We start from the raw sequence: 20,462 nt of genomic DNA on the forward strand, positions 1-20,462 counted from the left end.
CCCGGGAGTCGCCCGGTAGCCACTGGCGCCGGGCGAACCACCCACAAAAACAACAAGGTGACCATCATGAGTGTAAACGCTTTATACGACTACAAATTCGAGCCCAAAGACAAGGTCGAGAACTTTAACGGCATGCAGCTGTTGTATGTCTACTGGACTGATCACCTGATGTTCTGCGCGCCGTTAGCGTTGCTGGTGCAGCCGGATATGACCTTCCGTGCCCTGGTGGAGGAGATCCTCAAGCCGGCCACCGCAGCACACCCGGAATCTGCAAAAGCGGACTTCCTGAATGCTGAATGGCTGCTGAACGATGAGCTGTTCACCCCGAATGCGGATGCCACCCTGAAAGACCAGGGCATTGATCACAAAAGCATGCTGACGGTTACCACGCCGGGCCTGAAAGGCATGGCGAACGCCGGATACTGAGGGCAGAGCGATGAGTCATACCGTTACTATCGAGCCGATTGGCGAGCAGATTGAAGTCGAGGATGGCCAGACTATCCTCCAGGCGGCCCTTCGCCAGGGTGTGTGGTTGCCCTTCGCTTGCGGTCACGGCACCTGTGCTACCTGCAAGGTGCAGGTGCTTGAGGGCGACGTCGAGATTGGCGACGCCTCACCGTTTGCCCTGATGGACGTGGAGCGAGGCGAAGGCAAGGTGCTGGCCTGCTGCGCCACGGTCGAAAGCGATGTCACCATCGAAGCCGACATTGATGTTGATCCGGATTTTGAAGGCCATCCTGTTGAGGATTACGTCGCCACCGTCACCGACATCGTGGACTTGTCGCCCACCATCAAGGGTCTGCACCTGAAACTGGACCGCCCGATGACCTTCCAGGCCGGCCAGTACATCAACATCGAAGTGCCCGGAGTTGAGGGTGCCCGCGCGTTCTCACTCGCTAACCCGCCAGGCAAGCCCGATGAAGTGGAGCTGCACATTCGCCTGGTTGAAGGGGGCGCTGCAACCACCTACATCCACGAGCAGCTGAAAGCAGGCGATGAACTGAACCTGTCCGGCCCCTATGGGCAGTTCTTTGTGCGCAGTTCTCAGCCTGGTGATCTGATCTTCATCGCGGGTGGTTCAGGGCTTTCCAGTCCGCAATCGATGATTCTCGACCTGCTGGAGCAGAACGACGAACGCAAGATCGTGTTGTTCCAGGGCGCCCGCAACCTCGCAGAGCTCTACAACCGCGAACTGTTTGAAGCACTGGATCGTGACCACGACAACTTTACCTACGTGCCGGCCCTGAGCCAGGCCGAGGACGATGCCAACTGGCAGGGCTTCCGGGGTTATGTGCACGACGCCGCCAAGGAACACTTTGGCGGCCGATTTGCCGGCAACAAAGCCTACCTATGTGGCCCACCTCCGATGATCGATGCAGCGATCACCGCCCTGATGCAGGGCCGGTTGTTCGAGCGGGACATCTTCATGGAGAAATTCCTGACAGCGGCCGACGGTGCGGAAGACACCCAGCGTTCAGCCCTGTTCAAGAAGGTCTGACCGGGAGGTGGGCCATGGCCGGATTCCAGGTAAGCAACCGGACCACCGGCGATCACTTCCTTTGCCAGGAGGGCCAGAGCGTCCTCAAAGCGATGGAGCAGGCAGGCAAGAAGTGTGTGCCGGTCGGGTGCCGTGGCGGTGGCTGCGGTTTCTGCAAGATTCGGATTGTAGAAGGTGATTTCGAGTGCGGAAAGATGAGTAAAGCCCATGTGCCGCCGGAAGCCATCGACAAGGGTGAGGTGCTGGCTTGCAGAATCTACCCGTTGACTGATTTGACCATAGAGTGCGTGCCTCTGCCGGAGGCAGCAGTTGAAAAACAGACAACAACAAAAGCATAGAGGTAATTGTCATGAAAAAAGGTGTGATGCGCCCCGGCCACATTCAGATTCGCGTTCTTGATCTGGACGAAGCCGTCAAACACTACACAGACCTGATGGGTCTGATCGAAACCGACCGCGACGACCAGGGTCGTGTGTATCTGAAGGCCTGGACCGAAGTGGACAAATTCTCGGTTGTGCTGCGCGAGGCCGACGAGCCTGGTTGCGATTTCATGAGCTTCAAGGTGGTGGATGAAGCCACCCTGGTGCAGCTGGAAAAAGACCTGATTGATTACGGCGTTGAGGTTGAGCGGATCCCGGCGGACGAGCTGAAGGACTGCGGCCGCCGCGTTCGCTTTACCGTGCCTTCTGGCCACGCGTTTGAACTCTTCGCCGACAAGAAATACACCGGAAAATGGGGCGTCTCCAGCGTCAACCCGGAGGCCTGGCCCCGTGGCCTGCAGGGCATGAAAGCCGTGCGTTTTGACCACGCCTTATTCTACGGCCCTGAACTGGCCGCCGTGTATGACATCTTCGTCAACGTGCTGGGCTTCTATCTGGCCGAGCAGGTACTGGACCCCGAAGGCACCCGTGTGGCGCAGTTCCTGACCGTGTCCATGAAGGAGCACGACGTGGCCTTCATCCACCACGAAGAGAAAGGCAAGTTCCATCACGCCTCTTTCTTCCTGGATACCTGGGAAGCCGTACTGCGGGCGGCGGATCTGATCTCCATGACCGATACCTCCATCGATATCGGCCCGACCCGTCACGGCCTGACCCACGGGCAGACCATCTACTTCTTTGACCCGTCGGGCAACCGTAACGAAGTGTTCAGCGGCGGCGACTATCACTACCCGGATCACAAACCCATTACCTGGAAGGCAGAAGACCTCGGTAAGGCGATTTTCTACCACGATCGCGTACTGAACGAACGCTTCCTGACCGTGTTGACCTGATTACCAACAGGCCAAACGGGATTCAATTTAACAGGACTAGGCAGCCATGAAAGAGTTCAAACATTTTATCAACGGCGAGTACGTGGCTTCGGCCAGCGGCAAAACTTTCGAAAATCGCTCCCCGGTGGACAACAGCCTGATTGGCCAGGTTCACGAGGCCGGCGAGGCGGAGGTCGATGCTGCCGTTCGTGCCGCTAAAGCTGCGCTTAAGGGGCCTTGGAGCAAGCTGACCCAAAAGCAGCGTGCCGCCATCTTGAATAAGATCGCGGACCGCATCAACGAGCGTTTCGACGAATTTCTGGCCGCAGAGTGTCTAGATACCGGCAAGCCACGGTCAATGGCCAGCCACATCGATATTCCTCGCGGTGCAGCTAACTTCAAGGAATTTGCGGACTCCATGAACCATCCTACTGAGGGCTTCCGAATGGATACCCCGGATGGCAAGGGCGCCGTGAACGTAGGCCATCGGACACCAAAGGGCGTTATTGCCGTGGTGTCTCCATGGAACCTTCCTCTGTTGCTGATGACCTTCAAGGTTGGCCCTGCGCTGGCCTGTGGTAACACAGTTGTTGTTAAACCGTCGGAAGAAACACCTGCCACGGCCACGTTGCTGGGTGAGGTCATGAACGAGTGTGGTGTGCCACCTGGTGTGTTTAACGTGGTGCACGGTTTTGGCCCTGATTCTGCGGGTGCCTTCCTGACTTCTCATCCATTAGTGGATGCGATCACCTTCACCGGCGAAACCCGCACCGGTGAGATCATCATGAAAGCGGCCGCAGTGGGCCTGCGTAATGTTTCCATGGAGTGCGGCGGAAAAAACCCTGGCCTTGTTTTTGCCGACTGCGATCTCGAGAAAGCCGTGGAGGGCACCATGCGCTCCGCGTTTGTCAACTGTGGTCAGGTTTGCCTGGGCACCGAGCGGGTGTATGTAGAGCGCCCGATTTTTGATCAGTTTCTCGCCCGTATGAAAGAAGAGGTGGCCAAGCTGAAACTGGGCCGACCAGAAGATCCCGATGCGAATTTCGGGCCGCTGGTCAGCTTGGAGCATCGTGACAAAGTTAAAAGCTATTACGACTTGGCTCGCGAAGAGGGTGCAACCGTCGAGATTGGTGGAGGCATTCCTGACATGGGCGCAGAGCTGAACGATGGCGCCTGGATTGAACCGACCATCTGGACCGGCCTGCCGGAAGACGCCCGTGTTATCCGTGAAGAAATTTTTGGCCCTTGCTGTCACATCCGCCCTTTCGACACCGAAGAAGAAGCCATCGAGCTGGCCAATAACACCAGTTACGGCCTTGCCTGCGCCATCTGGACAGAAAATTCTGCCCGAGCTCTTCGCGTCGCGGAACAGATGGAAGTTGGTCTGGCGTGGGTGAACTCCTGGTTCCTGCGTGATCTGCGCACATCCTTCGGCGGCGCCAAACAATCAGGGATTGGTCGTGAGGGCGGCGTGCATGGTCTGGAGTTCTACACTGAAACCAAAAACATCTGTATCAAACTGTGAGGTAGCCATGAACGTACCTGTAGACAGCCCTGAAATTGGGCGCGAGATCACCGCGGCCGGCTACCGGACCAATGTGCACGATCACGGCGAAGGTGGCTTCCCATTGATGATGATTCACGGTTCCGGCCCCGGGGTAACCGCCTGGGCCAACTGGCGCCTGGTGATTCCCGAGCTGGCCAAACACCGCCGTGTGGTTGCGCCGGACATGCTCGGCTTTGGTTACAGCGAGCGCCCGGAAGACAAGATCTATAACCGTGAGCGTTGGGTAAAACACGCCATCGGTGTTATGGACGAGCTGGGACTTGATCAGGTCGATCTGGTGGGCAACTCCTTCGGGGGTGGTCTGTCATTGTCGTTGGCCATCGAGCATCCAGAGCGCGTTCGCCGTCTGGTGCTGATGGGCTCTGCCGGGGTCAGCTTTCCGATCACCAAAGGCCTGGATGAAGTCTGGGGTTACCAGCCCTCGCTGGAAACCATGCGCCGGTTGATGGATGTATTTGCCTTCAACAAGGGGCTGTTGACCGACGAACTGGCAGAAATGCGTTACCAGGCAAGCGTTCGCCCCGGCTTTCAGGAATCCTTTGCCGCCATGTTTCCGGCCCCGCGCCAGCGCTGGGTCGACAGCCTGGCAAGCAACGAGGATGACATCCGCGCCCTTCAGCACGAAACCCTGATTATCCACGGTCGCGAAGACGAAGTGATTCCCCTGGAGGCCTCATATAAGTTGGCTGAACTGATTGATCGTGCCCAGCTGCACGTGTTCGGCCGCTGCGGTCACTGGACACAGATTGAACACGCCTCCCGGTTCGCCCGGTTGGTCGACGATTTTCTGAACGAGGCGGATCAGGCCGCCGCCGGAGGCAAGTAATGGACCAGCAGAAAATCCAGCAGTTCGGCGACGAACTGTACGAAGCCATGGTCAAGCGGGAAGCAGTCTCCCCGCTGACCAGCCGTGGCGAAGGCATCAGCATCGAGGATGCCTACCACATCTCCCTGCGCATGCTTGAGCGCCGGCAGCAGGCCGGTGCCCGGGTAATCGGCAAGAAGATCGGCGTTACCAGCAAAGCGGTGATGAACATGCTGAACGTTCATCAGCCGGATTTCGGTTACCTGACCGACGACATGGTGTTCAACAGCGGTGAAGCGGTGCCCATCAGCGACCGCCTGATTGCCCCTCGTGCCGAAGGCGAAATTGCCTTCATCCTGAAAAAGGATCTGACCGGCCCGGGTATCACCAACGCAGACGTGCTGGCAGCGACCGAATGCGTGATGCCCTGTTTCGAGATTGTCGATTCCCGCATCCAGGACTGGAAGATCGCCATTCAGGACACCATTTCCGACAACGCGTCCTGTGGCCTGTTTGTGCTGGGCGACAACGCGGTTTCGCCCCGGGATATCGACCTGGTGACCTGCGGCATGGTGGTGGAGAAGAACGGTTCCATCATCAGCACCGGCGCCGGCGCAGCCGCGTTGAGCTCTCCAGTGAACTGCGTGGCTTGGCTGGCCAACACCCTGGGCGAGTTTGGTATTTCCCTGAAGGCAGGTGAAGTCATCCTGTCGGGCTCCCTGGTACCGCTGGAGCCGGTGAAAGCCGGTGACACCATGCGTGTGGACATTGGCGGGATTGGCAGCGCTTCTGTGCGCTTTGTCTGATCCGGACCAAACGAGGACAAGATTATGAGCAAGAAAATCAAAGCCGCGATTATCGGCTCGGGCAACATCGGCACCGACTTGATGATCAAGATCCTGCGTAATGGCAAGAACATCGAAATGGGCGCCATGGTCGGTATCGACCCGGAATCCGACGGCCTGGCCCGTGCCAACCGCATGGGCGTCGCCACCACCCACGAAGGCGTGGACGGCCTGGTGAAGATGCCGGAGTTTGCCGACATCGACATCGTGTTTGATGCCACCTCTGCCGGTGCCCACATGCACAACGAAGTGTTCCTGCGTGGCCACAAAGAAAACATCAAGATTGTGGACCTGACGCCGGCGGCCATCGGGCCGTACTGCGTGCCGGTAGTGAACCTGGAACAGAACCTGAATGAAGGTAACGTGAACATGGTTACCTGCGGTGGTCAGGCCACGATTCCGATGGTGGCCGCTGTGTCTCGCGTGGCCAAGGTGCACTACGCCGAAATCGTTGCGTCGATTTCCAGTAAGTCTGCCGGCCCCGGCACCCGCGCCAACATCGACGAGTTCACCGAAACCACCTCCAAGGCCATCGAAGTGGTCGGTGGCGCCCAGAAGGGCAAGGCCATCATCATCCTGAACCCGGCTGAGCCGCCCTTGCTGATGCGTGACACCGTCTACGTGCTGTCTGACGCTGCTGATCAGGCGGAAGTGGAAGCCTCCGTCGAAGAAATGGTGCAAGCCGTGTCGTCCTACGTGCCGGGCTACCGCCTCAAGCAGAAAGTCCAGTTCGACCTCATTCCTGAAGACCAGCCCATGAACGTCCCGGGTCTCGGCCGCTTCAGTGGCTTGAAAACCTCCATCTTCCTGGAAGTGGAAGGTGCGGCCCATTACCTGCCCGCGTACGCCGGCAACCTGGACATCATGACCTCCGCCGCCCTCGGTACCGCCGAGCGCATCGCCGAATCGCTGGTCAACTGAGGAGGACCGAACCATGACCTTTAACCCCGGTAAAAAACTCTACATCTCCGACGTGACCCTGCGAGACGGCAGCCACGCCATTCGTCACCAGTACTCCATCAAGAACGTGCAGGACATCGCACGGGCCCTGGACAAGGCGAAAGTCGACAGCATTGAAGTCGCCCACGGCGACGGCCTGCAAGGCTCCAGCTTTAACTATGGCTTTGGCGCCCACACCGACCTGGAGTGGATCGAAGCCGTGGCCGAAGTGGTGGAACACGCCCAGATTGCCACCTTGCTGCTGCCCGGTATCGGTACCGTCCACGACCTGGACAACGCCTACAAAGCCGGTGCCCGCATTGTTCGTGTCGCCACTCACTGCACCGAAGCCGATGTCTCCAAACAGCACATCGAGCACGCAAGAAAGCTGGGCATGGACACCGTCGGCTTCCTGATGATGAGCCACATGCAGACCCCGCAGGGCCTGGCTGAACAGGCGAAGATGATGGAAGACTACGGCGCCACCTGCCTGTACGTGGTGGACTCCGGCGGTGCCATGAACATGAACGACATCCGGGACCGCTTCCGGGCCCTGAAAGACGTTCTCAAGCCTGAAACCAAAACCGGTATCCACGCCCACCACAACCTGGCGCTGGGCGTGGCCAACTCCATCGTCGCAGTGGAAGAAGGCTGTGACCGCATCGACGCCAGCCTCTCCGGCATGGGTGCCGGTGCCGGTAACGCCCCGCTGGAAGTGTGCATTGCCGCCTTCGACAAAATGGGCTGGGACCATGGCACCGACGTGTACGCCCTGATGGACGCGGCTGACGACATCGTGCGCCCGCTGCAGGACCGCCCGGTGCGTGTGGACCGTGAAACCCTGGCGCTGGGCTATGCCGGCGTTTACTCCAGCTTCCTGCGCCACTCCGAAGTGGCGGCCCAGAAGTATGGCCTGAAGACTGTGGATATTCTCGTTGAATTGGGCAAACGCCGGATGGTGGGTGGCCAGGAAGACATGATCGTGGACGTGGCGCTGGATCTGCTCAAGGCGCAGGAGGAGCAAAAAGCATGAGTAAGACACTAAACAATGACCAGATGCTGGCCTTGGCCGAGCACGTAGAAAACGCCGAATTGAACGCCCGCGATATCACCAAGGTCACCAATGATTATCCGGATATGACCTTTGAAGACGCCTACGACGTGCAGTGGGAAATCCGTCGTCGCAAGGAAGAGCGAGGAAACAAGGTTGTGGGCATGAAAATGGGCCTGACCTCCTGGGCCAAGATGGCCCAGATGGGCGTGGAAACCCCGATCTACGGCTTCCTGGCAGATTACTTCAGCGTGCCGGACGGCGGTGTGGTCAATACCAAGGAACTGATTCATCCGAAAATCGAAGCCGAAATCGCCTTCGTGACCAAGGCGCCCCTGCATGGCCCCGGTTGCCATATCGGTGACGTCCTGGCCGCCACCGACTTCGTGATCCCGGCGGTGGAAGTGATCGACTCCCGCTACGAGAACTTCAAGTTCGACCTGGTGAGCGTGGTGGCTGACAACGCCTCCTCCAGCCGGTTTATCACCGGTGGCACTATGGCGAACTTGGCCGATCTAGACCTTAAAACCCTAGGAGTGGTGGTGGAAAAGAACGGTGAAGTGGTAGACGTGGGCGCTGGTGCTGCTGTGCTGGGCCATCCGGCGTCTAGCGTTGCCATGCTTGCTAACCTACTGGCTGAGCGCGGTGAACACATTCCGGCCGGTACTTTTATTATGACCGGCGGAATCACAGCGGCAATTGCGGTGGAAGCCGGAGATAACATCAGCGTTCGCTACCAGGGGCTGGGTACTGTCACGGCCCGGTTCGAATAAGGAGGTTACATGCCCGTTGCCCAAATCAACATCCTGGAAGGTCGTACCGACGAGCAAAAGGAGATGCTGATCCACGAGGTAACCGACGCCATTGTCCGTTCCCTCGGAGCGCCGGTTGAAAGTGTGCGCGTCATTCTCAACGAGATGCCCAAGCAACATTTCGGCATTGGCGGGCAGTCGGCGAAAAAGCTGGGGCGATAAGCCCCGGCGATGATTGCGGATTTTTAGGAGAAGGCAAATGAGCAAACTTCCAGTGTTATTTGTCTCCTGCGATGCGGACAACATCCAGTCCCGGGAACAGGCCGGCTCAGGGCCTGCACGGATGATCTGGGGCAAGCAGTACAAAAGCGTGGTGGTGATCAGCTCCAGTGCCGGCCGAAATGCCCCGGAAATCCTGCAGCTCAAAGGCAGCGGCTCCACCTCGGGCAGGATAAAGGCGCTGCTCTCAGACCAGGGTTTTGAGCCGGAAGTGCATTCACGGGACGTATCGAGCAGGCACCAGTTGTTCCGGGTGCTTCTGGCAGAGGAGCCGGGGGAGTTAACGGAACTCATCCTTAATACCGGTATGAGTGAGCTTGAATACCGGCGAGTCGGGCGGTGTCTGGAGGTGCTTCGGGAACAGGAGGTCCTTGTGATCTGCCTCGATGACAAGCCTTGCCATAGAGAAGCATACGGTGTTTCCCTGCACGACCGGCATTTACGGGAGCTACTCAGTGCCTGGGCACAGGATCAGCAGTGGGTCGCCATGATGTCATTCAAGGGCGATGCTGCGGGCTCCACCCAAACCAATCGCCTGGATGACCCGACGGTGTGCCTGCTCAATGCCGCGTTTACCCTGGGGGGCTCGCAGTTTCCGCAACGGATGTTCAGCAGTGGAATGAACAATGCGGCACAGATGCTGTCCGGATTTGGCTGGATGAGATAGCAACTATGGATAACAACCAGGAACTCACACTCGTACAACCCTCGTTTTCTTTGACTGAACAAACGTCGCTAAGTTTGCTTCAGGCGGCCATTAACAAGGCTGGAGAGCTGGGCATCAAGGCGACGGTGTCGGTTGTCGATGCCTCAGGGCGTCAGTTGGCTTTCCTTAAAATGGCGGGCTCCTTTCTCGTGTCTTCCGAGCTGTCGCAGAAAAAAGCCATCACGGCGGCCGGTATGGGCCTCAACACGGTAGATCTTGAAAACGTGTTGGCTTCAGCCCCTGCCAGGGTGCTGGATGGCCTCAACCAGGCCGGCGACTTCACCATGATTGGCGGCGGCGTTCCGCTCTACCGGGATGGCGTTCTGGTCGGTGGCATCGGGGTGTCTGGGGGTAGCGAAGATGAAGACATCGAATGCGCCCGTTTTGCCGCACAAGCTATTGACCTTGCCAGGGAATCGTAATGGGCCAAGCGCCACTATTGTCAACGCCGTTAAGGCAGCTGGCACAACAGCTTGAGTCCAGAACCCGGACTGGTGAGGAGCTGGTCGAAGCGGCCATTGATGCCGCTAAGACGGGTGATCACGGTGCCTATGTCAGTTGGCGCCCGGAGTCTGCGCTCGAACTTGCCCGTGCCGGAGACAAGGTAAGGGCTGCAGGCGGTAACACCGGGCCTTTGATGGGCATACCTGTGTCGGTGAAAGATCTGTTCGGTGTGCCCGGTTTTCCAACCTATGCCGGTTGCTCCCGTGCCTTGCCAGAACACTGGCAGCAGGCAGGCCCCCTCATTCACGCCCTCCAGTCCCAACTGGCGCCCGTGATGGGTAAAACCCATTGCGTGGAATTGGCATTCGGAGGGCTCGGTACTAATAGCCACTGGGGAACACCCAGAAACCCTTGGGACAAGCGTGTTCACCGTGTTCCTGGTGGCTCCAGTTCCGGTGCGGGTGTTTCCCTGATCAATGGAACTGCCGCGTTGGCCCTGGGCACCGATACCGCCGGTTCCGTTCGTGTGCCCGCAACGATGACCGGCGTGGCGGGGCTGAAATTGACTGCCGGGCGATGGCCAACATCGCAGATTGTACCCCTGTCGAGTACCTTGGACACGCCCGGGTTGTTGGCGCACCGTGTCGATGACCTGGCATATGCCTTCAGTGCCCTAGACCCGGTTGTCGGGAAACAAGGCAGGCAGCTGCCAGCGGTCCCGGTTCTTGCCAGTCTCACCTTCGGCGTCCCCTCGGCGTTCTTTTGGGAAGACTGCAGCCCCGGCATTGCCGAAATCGTGGAGCAGGCTTTGATGTCCCTGGAAAGGGCGGGTGCCCGGCTGGTTCGATTTGATTTTTCGGGACTCAATGAAATCTATAGCCTGTTTCTTCAGGGTGGTGTGGCGGCGCCGGAACTGGCGGCTTTTATCCGGCAAGAACTGCCGGAGATTATGCCCGCGCTGGATCCTAACGTAGCGGCAAGGTTGCGCACCGCTGAGGAGCTGCCGGCATGGAAATATATCCACAGGCTGGACCTCATCAAGCGCCTGTCAGTCAGCGCCGCCACCGAATTGCAGGGTATCGATGCTCTGCTGACGCCGACGGTTACGCTGACACCGCCTGCGGTGGATAGTCTGGACGAGCCGGGGGCCTACGCGACGGCAAACATACAGGCCTTGCGTAACACCGCCATGGCCAACTATCTGGGCCTGTGTGGACTGACCCTGCCAGTGGGGAAAGATAAAGCGGGGATGCCAGTTGGTTTGCAGTTGTTAAAAGGACCATGGCAGGAAGGCCGGCTTCTGGCGATTGGCCAGGCAGTTGAACGTTGCCTGGGTTTCGGTCCTGATATACTCGGAAGTTGTCCATGAATCCTGTCTGACCAACATCCTGACGTATCGAGGTTGCAGTGGCTGCATTAAAAATACTGATGATCGGTGCTGGCGGCATCGGAGGCTACTACGCCGCAAGGCTGGCTGGAGCTGGACACCAGGTTGTGCTGACGGCGCGTGGCAGTCACCTTCAGGCACTTAAAGCGGATGGCCTGACCGTTGATTATGAAGGTCGGGTGCTCTGGCATGCTCTTCCTGCCTGTGATCATCAGACGCTCCTTCGGGATTACCATCCGAACGATTTTGATCTAGTTGCCATTGCCCTCAAATCCACGGCCACCGGTGCCGTCATGACCGAACTTTGTGACTGGCTGCGTTCCGGTTCCGTACCGGTGCTGTCATTGCAGAATGGCGTTGATAACGAACCCCTGATTGCCGAAGTGGTGGGTGAGGCGCGTGTGCTCGGTGGCCTGGCCGTGCGCATTGGTGGCCATATTACTGAACCCGGTAAGGTGTTTGCCGAAGGCGTGGCCCAGATCGTGATGGGCGCCTGGCCCGCACAGCAACCGAAAGACGATCCGCGTGCGGATTTTCTCAAGGTTCTGGAAGTTGCTTTTAATGAAGCCGGTATTCCCACCACTATGACTGAAAACATCCGGTATGAACTCTGGCGCAAGTTGGTCATCAACAACGGCGTAAATCCACTCTCGGCCCTGACACGCCTGGATACTCGAAGCCTGACTCACCACCCCCAGTTCCGGCACGTTGTATTTGGGATGATGAGTGAAACGGTAGAGGCATCGAAAGCGGATGGTGTAAACCTGACCCGTAAAGATTTGGAAGAAATGTTTGAGTTGATCAGTAGTTTTAACGCGATTAAAACATCCATGCTGATTGACCGGGAAAAAGGCCGTCCATTGGAGTTGGAAAGTATCGCTGGAGCTGTTCTCAGACGGTGTGATGCTCTGGAGGTGGAGGCGCCCTATACCAGCCTGGTAAATGCTTTGCTGAATCATGGTCTCTGACAAACTCCCGCCCATTTGGTCGCTGCATGGCCTCGGCACTGACCCGGAACACTGCATTTCTGACCCTGCACATTGCCCCGTCGCGTTACAGCGTAAAGCGTGTACCCGGTTGGCTGGACCGCCAGCCAGCGGATCAGTTCCCCCGGGCGGGTCTGGTTTTAAGCATTCACTCGGTCTGGCCGCAGATCAATATCTACCCCTACCTGCGGATGCAGAATATCTCGGTGGTCCCGATTGATGCCGCGACCGCGATGATGCCGGGCGGGGAGCGCGTGGCGGTGAACGATATGGCCGGCGGCGAGCCCGGATACTTCTGGCTGAACCCGGCCAACGCACTGGTGATGTTGGGGATTATCCACCGGGACCTGCTGGCGTATGTCGAGCAGAGCTGCCTGTCCCCGGACGCCATGTCCAGGCAAGCCGACGCCCTGAAGCGCAGTTTCGACAGCTCGAGCCAGCAGTTGCGGGGCATCCAGCTGGAGCTGGACCGCAAAATCGGCGCGCTGGAGGCCCTGCAGTTCGCTGTCCGGCGACAGGAGCTGACCCCGCTCGGCCAGGCTAGCTACCTGCCTGAAGTGGCATTCGAGCAGGTGCTGACCGGCGAGTTACCGACGCTGCTGATTACCACGCTTGAGCCGGATCACAGCAAGCTGGCTGACGTTCCTCAGCATGTGTCGATCTGGCATGTGGACGACTTTTCGAAGTATACGGAAGACGGGTTTATCAGCCGTTGGGAGCGTAACCTGAGTGAGTTGCTGCGGTAAACCTTGGCAAGCCCCCGATGCAATAGACGCCTGATAGCGTCACCCTAAACGAACGGCGACGCCCACTACATTGCACCTTCGACTTCATTTCTTGCGTGCACACAGTGCAAGTGTTACCCGCGAGTTTGAATGTCCGCTTTGCGACCAAAGCAAGACACTTATAAGAACGGTTCCAGCTAAGAAACGCTGCCTCTGACTTGGGTTTATTAGTCTCTCCTGCAATTGTCGATGCGCTCAGCCCGTAATGCCTAGCTTTGACTCCACTGCTGCCTTTGCGTCCATGAGCGCTCGCAAGTAATCTTGCCTGTGCTTCTGAGCCCGAGGCGCCGGAACAACAACGGTGATCGCGAAGTGGCCAAGGTAGGTATCCAGCTCGGTAGCGTAGGCGGCGACACCTTCCCGGTAAGTCTCCAGATCTTCGGCAATCCCGGTCACGCGGACCTGCTCGAGTTCTTCCAGTAGCGGTTGTCGGGCCGAGGGCGATAGGGTGCCTTGCTGTTCAGCCAGGTCTAGTAAGCGGACCACCGCTTTTTCCTCCATATTGGCGAGCAACGCCTTGCCAGGAGCGGTTGAATGAAATGGGACGCGGATGGTCCCCATCTGTGGTACGACCCTTAGCTCTCGTTCGGCAACAATACGATCAATAACCAGAACGCTGTCTCGTTCCCCCACGCAGAACACGACGGTTTCCTGGAGACTTGATGAGAGTTCCTCAAGAAAAGGTCGAGCGACCGAAAGCACATCGATGCGCGTGTGGTAGAGAAGGCGACCCAATTCCGGGCCAAGCCGATAACCGGTTCCGGAAACACCATGTTCGGCAAACCCCTCCGTTTCGAGTGCGCCGATGATACGTTGCACAGTGGATCGCGGCAGTCTCACCGTATTGGCCAGTTCCCCCAGGCTAAGCCCCTCGGGGTGGTTACCCAAAACCCTCATGATTTCCGCTGCCCGTGCAATGACCTGTATTCCGGATCGGTGCTCTGAATTGGAGGCTTGCCCCGAAGCTCTACTCATCAGGACGATTTTCCTCGAGTCTGTGGTTTGCCGACATTAAGTCCCCCAGCCCGGAGTATGTCAACCGAAACAGTGCATTCCTATGCGCAGTACTTTCCGATATTATTGCTGTATCACTATTCGGGTACTATATCGCAATGCGATACAGCGTCTGATAACTACGGAGATATAAGATGACAGACTCCCCTTTCCATTTCCGCCGCGCCTGGCTGTTCTTGCCGCTGCTGGTCACTATCAGCTTCCTGGCCGGGTGCAGCAAACCGGATCCGGTGGCCCAAAGTCAGCGTCCGCCCCCAGAAGTCGGTGTGTACGAGGTTGCTGAGAAGCCCCTGCAGTTGGAATCAGAGTTGCCAGGCAGAACTCGGGCCTGGCGGACTGCCGAGGTTCGCCCACAGGTGAATGGCATTATTGAAGAGCGACTGTTCGTTGAAGGCAGCGTAGTGGATGAGGGGTCAGTGCTGTACCAGATCGATGACGCTCCCTACCGGGCCGCCCTGGCCCGGGCCAATGCCAGCCTGACCAATGCCCGCAACCTGGCCAAGCGCTACGAAAACCTGGTGGGCACCCGTTCCATCAGCCAACAGCAGTATGACGACGCCTTGGCAGCCCTGCGCAGCGCCGAGGCGGAATACGAAGCCGCCAGTATCAATATGAACTACACCCGGGTGAAAGCCCCGATCACCGGCAAGATCAGCCGTTCGCGAGTCAGCGAAGGCGCCCTGGTGACCAGCGGCCAGCAGCAGGAAATGGCCACCATCACCCAACTGGACCCGATCTACGTGGACATCGTGCAACCGGTCACCCGCCTTCTGGACCTGCAGAGCGCTATCGAAGCCGGGCTGATTGAAGCCGATGAGAACGACGTGGTTGAAGTCTCGCTGGTGCTGGAGAACGGCCAGGACTATCCGCACACCGGTTTGCTGAAGTTCTCCGAAGTGGTGGTCGATGAGGGCACCGGCTCGGTCACCCTGCGGGCTGAGTTCCCGAATCCGGATGGCAAGCTGCTGCCGGGTATGTTTGTGCGCGCGCTGGTGGAAGAAGGCACCCGCCCGAACGCCATCCTGGTGCCCCAGCAAGCGGTGTCACGCGATACCCGCGGCGTACCAACCGTCTGGGTGCTGGCCGAGGACAACACGGTAAGCGTCCGCCAGATTGAAACCGAGCGCACCGTGGGCAACGCCTGGCTGGTGCAAAAGGGGCTGCAGGCCGGTGAACAGGTGGTGACCGAGGGCGTTCAGCGCCTGGCGCCGGGCATTCCCGTGCAGCCGGCACCGGCAGCCAATGTCGACCTGAAAACCGAATTCGCAACCCAGGCCGAATAAGGAGCTCCGGACATGCCCCGATTTTTTATCGAACGCCCCATATTTGCCTGGGTCGTCGCCCTGATGCTGATGCTCGGCGGCGGACTGGCAGTAAAGAACCTCGCCGTTAACCAGTTTCCGGATGTCGCCCCGCCGGCGATTGCCTTGTCGGTGAATTACCCCGGCGCTTCCGCCCAGACCGTGCAGGACACGGTGGTCCAGGTGATCGAGCAACAGCTCAACGGCCTGGACGGCTTGCGCTACATCTCCTCCGAGAGCAACTCGGATGGCAGCATGACCATCATTGCCACCTTCGAACAGGGCACCGACCCGGACATCGCCCAGGTGCAGGTGCAAAACAAACTGCAGCTGGCCAACCCGCTGCTGCCCGAAGAAGTGCAGCGTCAAGGCATCCGGGTGTCTAAGTACAAGGTGAACTTCTTCACCGTATTTGCGCTGACCAGCCCTGATGGCAAGTACACCCAGGGCGACCTGGCCGATTACATCGTGTCCAATATCCAGGACCCGGTTGCGCGAACCCAGGGCGTCGGTGACTTTCTGCTGTTCGGCTCCCAGTACGCCATGCGCCTGTGGCTCGACCCGGAAAAACTCAACAGCTACCAGCTGACCCCGCAGGACGTGATCAATTCGGTGCGCGCCCAGAACGTGCAGGTCTCTGCCGGCCAGCTCGGTGGCCTGCCCACCGCAGAAGGCGTGCAGCTGCAGGCCACCGTTATCGGCAAGCAGCGCATGAAGACCGCCGAAGAATTCGAAAACATCCTGCTGAAAGTGAACCCGGACGGCTCCCAGGTGCGCCTGGCCGAGGTCGCCGAGGTGAACCTGGGCAACGAGAACTACGCCATCACCGGTAAATACAACGGCGCGCCGGCAGCCGGTATGGCCCTGCGCCTGGCCACCGGCGCCAACCAGCTGGAAACCGCTGGCCGGGTAAAAGAAACCCTGGCAGAACTGGAACGCTTTCTGCCTGAAGGCGTAGAGATCGTCTTCCCCTACGACACCACACCGGTCGTGTCGGCGTCTATCGAGACCGTCGCCATGACGCTGATCGAAGCCGTGGTGCTGGTGTTCCTGGTGATGTTCCTGTTCCTGCAAAGCTGGCGCGCCACCATCATTCCCACACTGGCGGTGCCGGTGGTTCTGCTGGCTACCTTTGGCGTACTGTACGCCTTTGGCTTCACCGTCAACGTGATGACCATGTTTGCCATGGTCCTGGCCATCGGTTTGCTGGTGGACGACGCCATCGTAGTGGTGGAAAACGTCGAGCGACTGATGGAAGAAGAGGGGCTGTCGCCCAAGGAAGCCGCCAAGAAATCCATGGACCAGATCTCCGGCGCACTGCTGGGCATCGGCCTGGTGATTTCGGCGGTGTTCCTGCCCATGGCCTTTTTTGGCGGCGCCACCGGGGTGATCTACCGGCAGTTCTCGGTCACCATCATCTCGGCAATGTCGTTCTCGGTACTGGTGGCGTTTATTTTCACCCCGGCCTTGTGTGCCACCTTGCTGAAACCCGGCGACCAGCACGTCAGGAAAGGCTTTTTCGGCTGGTTTAACCGCACCTTTGACCGCAGCGCAGACTGCTACAAATCAGGCGTCAGTTACCTGATCAAACGTAAGGGCCGCTTCATGGGCGTGTACCTGTTGCTGGTCGTGGCTGTGGGCTTCCTGTTCAAGGGCCTGCCCACCGCGTTCCTGCCGGACGAAGATCAGGGCGTGATGATTGTGATGGTGCAGCTGCCCACCAATGCCACGGGCGAGCGCACCGAAGCCGTACTGGCAGAAGCTGGAAATTATTTGCTGGAAGAAGAGTCCGAGGTGGTCAAGAGCGTGATGTCTGTGCGGGGCTTCAACTTCGCCGGCCGTGGCCAGAACTCCGGTATTCTGTTCGTGGACCTGAAGCCCTTTGCTGACCGGGAAAGCTTTGCCCAGAGCGTGTTCGCCCTCGCGGGTCGCTCCGGGGCAAGGTTCGCCCAGATCAAAGACGCCATCGTGTTCCCGATTGTGCCACCGGCCATTCTGGAGCTCGGCAACGCCACCGGCTTTGACCTCTACCTGAAAGACAACGGAGCTATCGGCCACCACGCCCTGATGGCCGCCACCAATGAGTTTATCAGCAGAGCCAATGCCGCGCCGGAGCTGAACATGGTGCGCCACAACGGCCTGCCGGACGAGCCCCAATACCAGGTGATCATCGATGACGAAAAAGCCCGGCTGTTGCAGGTGTCCATTGCCGACATCAATGCCACCATGTCTGCCGCCTGGGGTTCAAGCTATGTGAACGACTTCCTGCACAACGGCCGGGTGAAGAAAGTCTATGTGCAGGGCAAACCGGATTCACGACTGGCACCGGAAGACTTCGACAAATGGTTTGTGCGCAACGCCCAGGGTGAGATGGTGCCCTTTGCCGCCTTTGCCACCGGCGAGTGGGTGTATGGTTCGCCACGCCTGCAGCGGTATCAGGGCATACCCGCTACACAAATCCAGGGTGCTCCGGCTAACGGTTACAGTACCGGTGATGCCATGGCCGCACTGGAACGCATTGCCGCCGACCTGCCCCAGGGCCTGGGCCTGGAATACACCGGCCTGTCGTTCGAGGAAAAACAGGCCGGCAACCAGGCGATGATGCTGTATCTGCTGTCGATCCTGGTGGTGTTCCTGTGCCTGGCAGCCCTATACGAAAGCTGGTCGATTCCGTTTGCGGTGATCATGCTGGTGCCACTGGGCGTGCTTGGCGCGGTCCTGGCCACCATGGCCAGAGGGCTGTCCAACGATGTGTTCTTCCAGGTGGGTATGCTGACCACCATGGGACTGGCCGCCAAGAACGCCATTCTGATCGTGGAATTTGCCCGACAGCTTTATGAGCAGGAAGGCAAGCCGCTGCTGCAGGCCACAGCCGAGGCCGCCCGCCTGCGCCTGCGTCCTATCATCATGACCTCGCTGGCGTTCATCTTCGGGGTACTGCCCATGGCCATCGCCAGTGGTGCCTCCAGCGCCAGCCAGCATGCCATCGGCACCGCGGTGGTCGGTGGCACCCTGGCTGCGACGCTCCTCGCCATCTTTTTCGTCCCCCTATTCTACGTTGTGGTTGCCGGCCTTGCCGCACGATGGAAAAAGACCGAATCGATCAAGGAGGCAGTATGATGATCGTCACCAACCGACTAGTACTGGCGTTCGTGAGTTCGGTCTTGCTTGCAGGGTGTTCGCTGACGCCTCAATACCAGCAGCCGGAACCGCCAGTTCCGGCGCATTGGGACGATAGCGAGTCAAACCTGAACGAGGAGCTACATAACCTGGACCTCAGTTGGCAGGCGTTTTTCCCTGAGCCTGCATTGCAGGCGTTGATTTCGGTCTCCTTGGAGAACAATCAGGATATGCGAGTTGCCGCGCTGAATGTGGAGGTTCTGAGAGCCAGGTATCAGATCGAGCGTTCCGCGCTCTATCCAGGTTTGTCGATCGGGGTTGGAGCTGCCCGGCAGCGGGTTCCCGGCAATCTCTCAGTTTCAGGTTCCGATGAAATTTCAGAGCGGTATGACGCCAGCGTAGGTCTGACCAGTTATGAGATCGACTTTTTTGCAAAGACCCGTAATCTCTCTGCGGCGGCGCTTGAGAATTACCTGGCCACTGCACAGGCGAAACGCAGCTTTCAGACATCGCTGATTAGTGAGGTTGCCAATACCTATTTCTCCTGGCGCACCAACCGCAAACAGTTGGCACTTGCCCGGGCGACGCAGCGAAGCTTTGAACAGAACCTAGCCTTGATTCAACGTCGATATGACAGCGATGTGGCATCGGCACTGGAACTTACTCAGGCGGAGACGCTCGTGCACCAGGCACGAACCCAGGTTGCGCAGTTCGACAGACTTGCCCGGCAGGCGGTTAACGCGCTGGCCTTTTTCTCAGGCCACAACTTGCCGGAAGGTATGACCAGTTCATTGCCGGAATCGCCGCCGTTGAACATTGCGCCATTGGGTGCGGGATTGTCGTCCGACTTACTGAAACGCCGACCAGATATTCTGGAAGCGGAGCATAGGTTAAAAGCCGCCTATGCAGACATTGGAGCAGCTCGGGCCGCGTTTTTTCCCAGCATTACCCTGACGGCGAGTGCCGGCACCGCCAGTAGCGAGCTCAATGAGCTGTTTGGCGGCGGCAGTGGTAGCTGGTTGTTTGAGCCGCGAATCAATCTGCCAATTTTTACGGGCGGACGAAACAAGGCCAACCTGGAGGTTTCCGAGACTACCAAAAAGATTCGCCTCGCCGAATACAATCGCGCTATTCAGCAGGCGTTTCGTGAGGTGGCCGACAGCTTAGCCGCCCGCGACACCCTTCGGGACCAATTGAACGCGCAACAGGCGTTGGTTGACACTTTGGATGAGTACTATCAACTGGCCCAGAACCGCTACGATGCCGGTATAACCAGTTACCTTGCCGTTCTTGATGCCCAGCGTGAGCATTTTTTGGCCCGACAACAGCTTCTGTCTGACCGCTTCAATCAGCTATCCGCCGAGATTGAGTTGTTCCGATCGCTAGGTGGAGGTGTGGGCTCCGAGATCGCTCGGGTAGACCGGAGCAGAGCGCAATGAAGTGATTTACGAATTTAGTGAACCCCTGACCGAGGTGGAGAATTCAATAAGATAGATAGAGTCGTCTATCAAGTATGCGTTTTTAGTGCGGCTCTGATCGGCCAAAGTGTGACTGCAATAGCAATAGCCAGAGCAAGCGAAGGAAGTTAAGTTCTACTCCAAACCCTTTAAAAGCAGCTATAACCACGTACGCTTTGGCCACAGGAGTCCCCACCCAGAAATCCTCCGCTACCTATTAGATGAAGGGGGGTAGCGCTTTGTGGGCCAGGGGGAGATTCAAGCGATTGTCGAG

20 protein-coding genes are annotated in these 20,462 nt (G+C 58.4%); 19 read left to right on the forward strand and 1 reads right to left on the reverse strand.

Going from position 1 to position 20,462, the window contains the following annotated elements:
* Window positions 1-66: 66 nt before the first annotated feature.
* From AC5JQH_RS20875 to AC5JQH_RS20950, 16 genes are read left to right on the forward strand one after another with little or no spacing between them, the layout of a single operon-like run.
* Window positions 67-426, forward strand: coding sequence for a phenol hydroxylase subunit P4 (locus tag AC5JQH_RS20875; protein WP_493805937.1), 360 nt, complete (start codon window positions 67-69; stop codon window positions 424-426).
* 10 nt (window positions 427-436) lie between these two features.
* On the forward strand, window positions 437-1,498 hold the full coding sequence (locus tag AC5JQH_RS20880; RefSeq protein ID WP_493805938.1) for an NADH:ubiquinone reductase (Na(+)-transporting) subunit F: 1,062 nt from the start codon (window positions 437-439) through the stop codon (window positions 1,496-1,498).
* Between the two features lie 14 nt (window positions 1,499-1,512).
* Window positions 1,513-1,836 carry a 2Fe-2S iron-sulfur cluster binding domain-containing protein gene (locus AC5JQH_RS20885; RefSeq protein WP_441808117.1) on the forward strand — a complete coding sequence of 108 codons (324 nt, stop codon included), beginning with the start codon at window positions 1,513-1,515 and terminating at the stop codon, window positions 1,834-1,836.
* An 11-nt stretch (window positions 1,837-1,847) separates the two neighbouring features.
* The gene (locus tag AC5JQH_RS20890; protein ID WP_474546213.1) at window positions 1,848-2,771 is read left to right on the forward strand and encodes a catechol 2,3-dioxygenase; all 924 of its coding nucleotides are present in this window, start codon (window positions 1,848-1,850) and stop codon (window positions 2,769-2,771) included.
* Window positions 2,772-2,817: 46 nt separating this feature from the next.
* Complete coding sequence (locus AC5JQH_RS20895; protein ID WP_474546212.1) at window positions 2,818-4,275, forward strand: 2-hydroxymuconic semialdehyde dehydrogenase; 1,458 nt, start codon at window positions 2,818-2,820, stop codon at window positions 4,273-4,275.
* 7 nt (window positions 4,276-4,282) lie between these two features.
* Complete coding sequence (locus AC5JQH_RS20900; protein WP_493805939.1) at window positions 4,283-5,143, forward strand: alpha/beta fold hydrolase; 861 nt, start codon at window positions 4,283-4,285, stop codon at window positions 5,141-5,143.
* On the forward strand, window positions 5,143-5,928 hold the full coding sequence (dmpE, locus tag AC5JQH_RS20905) for a 2-oxopent-4-enoate hydratase (protein WP_476131540.1): 786 nt from the start codon (window positions 5,143-5,145) through the stop codon (window positions 5,926-5,928). The genes AC5JQH_RS20900 and dmpE overlap by 1 nt, the downstream gene beginning before the upstream one ends.
* 24 nt (window positions 5,929-5,952) lie before the next feature.
* Window positions 5,953-6,888 carry an acetaldehyde dehydrogenase (acetylating) gene (locus tag AC5JQH_RS20910; RefSeq protein WP_027951163.1) on the forward strand — a complete coding sequence of 312 codons (936 nt, stop codon included), beginning with the start codon at window positions 5,953-5,955 and terminating at the stop codon, window positions 6,886-6,888.
* 13 nt (window positions 6,889-6,901) lie between these two features.
* Window positions 6,902-7,939, forward strand: a complete 1,038-nt coding sequence (gene dmpG / locus AC5JQH_RS20915) for a 4-hydroxy-2-oxovalerate aldolase (protein WP_286876896.1) — start codon at window positions 6,902-6,904, stop codon at window positions 7,937-7,939.
* Window positions 7,936-8,730, forward strand: coding sequence for a 2-oxo-3-hexenedioate decarboxylase (dmpH, locus tag AC5JQH_RS20920; RefSeq protein WP_339807259.1), 795 nt, complete (start codon window positions 7,936-7,938; stop codon window positions 8,728-8,730). The genes dmpG and dmpH overlap by 4 nt, the downstream gene beginning before the upstream one ends.
* A 9-nt stretch (window positions 8,731-8,739) precedes the next feature.
* Window positions 8,740-8,931: a 2-hydroxymuconate tautomerase gene (gene thmT / locus AC5JQH_RS20925; RefSeq protein ID WP_027951160.1), complete on the forward strand. Its 192-nt coding sequence runs from the start codon at window positions 8,740-8,742 to the stop codon at window positions 8,929-8,931.
* A gap of 37 nt (window positions 8,932-8,968) precedes the next feature.
* A complete protein-coding gene (locus AC5JQH_RS20930; protein ID WP_493805940.1) occupies window positions 8,969-9,655 on the forward strand; it encodes a hypothetical protein in 687 nt (228 codons plus the stop codon).
* A 5-nt stretch (window positions 9,656-9,660) separates the two neighbouring features.
* Entirely contained in the window at window positions 9,661-10,116 is a 456-nt protein-coding gene (locus AC5JQH_RS20935; protein ID WP_493805941.1) for a GlcG/HbpS family heme-binding protein, read from the forward strand.
* Window positions 10,116-11,507: an amidase gene (locus tag AC5JQH_RS20940; protein WP_493805942.1), complete on the forward strand. Its 1,392-nt coding sequence runs from the start codon at window positions 10,116-10,118 to the stop codon at window positions 11,505-11,507. The genes AC5JQH_RS20935 and AC5JQH_RS20940 overlap by 1 nt, the downstream gene beginning before the upstream one ends.
* A gap of 38 nt (window positions 11,508-11,545) precedes the next feature.
* Window positions 11,546-12,493, forward strand: a complete 948-nt coding sequence (locus AC5JQH_RS20945; protein ID WP_474546207.1) for a ketopantoate reductase family protein — start codon at window positions 11,546-11,548, stop codon at window positions 12,491-12,493.
* 26 nt (window positions 12,494-12,519) lie between these two features.
* Complete coding sequence (locus tag AC5JQH_RS20950; RefSeq protein ID WP_176282656.1) at window positions 12,520-13,257, forward strand: hypothetical protein; 738 nt, start codon at window positions 12,520-12,522, stop codon at window positions 13,255-13,257.
* Between the two features lie 234 nt (window positions 13,258-13,491).
* Here AC5JQH_RS20950 and AC5JQH_RS20955 read toward each other — a convergent pair whose 3' ends face one another.
* A complete protein-coding gene (locus tag AC5JQH_RS20955) occupies window positions 13,492-14,271 on the reverse strand; it encodes an IclR family transcriptional regulator (RefSeq protein ID WP_482901588.1) in 780 nt (259 codons plus the stop codon).
* A 173-nt stretch (window positions 14,272-14,444) separates the two neighbouring features.
* On the opposite strand from AC5JQH_RS20955, the gene AC5JQH_RS20960 reads away from it, so the two are divergent.
* From AC5JQH_RS20960 to AC5JQH_RS20970, 3 genes are read left to right on the forward strand one after another with little or no spacing between them, the layout of a single operon-like run.
* Complete coding sequence (locus tag AC5JQH_RS20960; RefSeq protein ID WP_482901589.1) at window positions 14,445-15,593, forward strand: efflux RND transporter periplasmic adaptor subunit; 1,149 nt, start codon at window positions 14,445-14,447, stop codon at window positions 15,591-15,593.
* A 12-nt stretch (window positions 15,594-15,605) separates the two neighbouring features.
* Complete coding sequence (locus tag AC5JQH_RS20965; RefSeq protein ID WP_482901590.1) at window positions 15,606-18,731, forward strand: efflux RND transporter permease subunit; 3,126 nt, start codon at window positions 15,606-15,608, stop codon at window positions 18,729-18,731.
* Window positions 18,728-20,170 carry an efflux transporter outer membrane subunit gene (locus tag AC5JQH_RS20970; RefSeq protein ID WP_482901591.1) on the forward strand — a complete coding sequence of 481 codons (1,443 nt, stop codon included), beginning with the start codon at window positions 18,728-18,730 and terminating at the stop codon, window positions 20,168-20,170. Before AC5JQH_RS20965 ends, AC5JQH_RS20970 begins: the two co-directional genes overlap by 4 nt.
* Window positions 20,171-20,462: the final 292 nt, after the last annotated feature.

Source organism: Marinobacter sp. H13, from assembly GCF_059072335.1.

What these genes read in the sequence shown, in the direction of transcription:
- AC5JQH_RS20875 (WP_493805937.1), top strand. Translation starts at nt 67, where the DNA reads ATGAGTGTAAACGCTTTATACGACTACAAATTCGAGCCCAAAGACAAG.
- AC5JQH_RS20880 (WP_493805938.1), top strand. Translation starts at nt 437, where the DNA reads ATGAGTCATACCGTTACTATCGAGCCGATTGGCGAGCAGATTGAAGTC.
- AC5JQH_RS20885 (WP_441808117.1), top strand. Translation starts at nt 1,513, where the DNA reads ATGGCCGGATTCCAGGTAAGCAACCGGACCACCGGCGATCACTTCCTT.
- AC5JQH_RS20890 (WP_474546213.1), top strand. Translation starts at nt 1,848, where the DNA reads ATGAAAAAAGGTGTGATGCGCCCCGGCCACATTCAGATTCGCGTTCTT.
- AC5JQH_RS20895 (WP_474546212.1), top strand. Translation starts at nt 2,818, where the DNA reads ATGAAAGAGTTCAAACATTTTATCAACGGCGAGTACGTGGCTTCGGCC.
- AC5JQH_RS20900 (WP_493805939.1), top strand. Translation starts at nt 4,283, where the DNA reads ATGAACGTACCTGTAGACAGCCCTGAAATTGGGCGCGAGATCACCGCG.
- dmpE (WP_476131540.1), top strand. Translation starts at nt 5,143, where the DNA reads ATGGACCAGCAGAAAATCCAGCAGTTCGGCGACGAACTGTACGAAGCC.
- AC5JQH_RS20910 (WP_027951163.1), top strand. Translation starts at nt 5,953, where the DNA reads ATGAGCAAGAAAATCAAAGCCGCGATTATCGGCTCGGGCAACATCGGC.
- dmpG (WP_286876896.1), top strand. Translation starts at nt 6,902, where the DNA reads ATGACCTTTAACCCCGGTAAAAAACTCTACATCTCCGACGTGACCCTG.
- dmpH (WP_339807259.1), top strand. Translation starts at nt 7,936, where the DNA reads ATGAGTAAGACACTAAACAATGACCAGATGCTGGCCTTGGCCGAGCAC.
- thmT (WP_027951160.1), top strand. Translation starts at nt 8,740, where the DNA reads ATGCCCGTTGCCCAAATCAACATCCTGGAAGGTCGTACCGACGAGCAA.
- AC5JQH_RS20930 (WP_493805940.1), top strand. Translation starts at nt 8,969, where the DNA reads ATGAGCAAACTTCCAGTGTTATTTGTCTCCTGCGATGCGGACAACATC.
- AC5JQH_RS20935 (WP_493805941.1), top strand. Translation starts at nt 9,661, where the DNA reads ATGGATAACAACCAGGAACTCACACTCGTACAACCCTCGTTTTCTTTG.
- AC5JQH_RS20940 (WP_493805942.1), top strand. Translation starts at nt 10,116, where the DNA reads ATGGGCCAAGCGCCACTATTGTCAACGCCGTTAAGGCAGCTGGCACAA.
- AC5JQH_RS20950 (WP_176282656.1), top strand. Translation starts at nt 12,520, where the DNA reads ATGGCCTCGGCACTGACCCGGAACACTGCATTTCTGACCCTGCACATT.
- AC5JQH_RS20955 (WP_482901588.1), bottom strand. Translation starts at nt 14,271, where the DNA reads ATGAGTAGAGCTTCGGGGCAAGCCTCCAATTCAGAGCACCGATCCGGA.
- AC5JQH_RS20960 (WP_482901589.1), top strand. Translation starts at nt 14,445, where the DNA reads ATGACAGACTCCCCTTTCCATTTCCGCCGCGCCTGGCTGTTCTTGCCG.
- AC5JQH_RS20965 (WP_482901590.1), top strand. Translation starts at nt 15,606, where the DNA reads ATGCCCCGATTTTTTATCGAACGCCCCATATTTGCCTGGGTCGTCGCC.
- AC5JQH_RS20970 (WP_482901591.1), top strand. Translation starts at nt 18,728, where the DNA reads ATGATGATCGTCACCAACCGACTAGTACTGGCGTTCGTGAGTTCGGTC.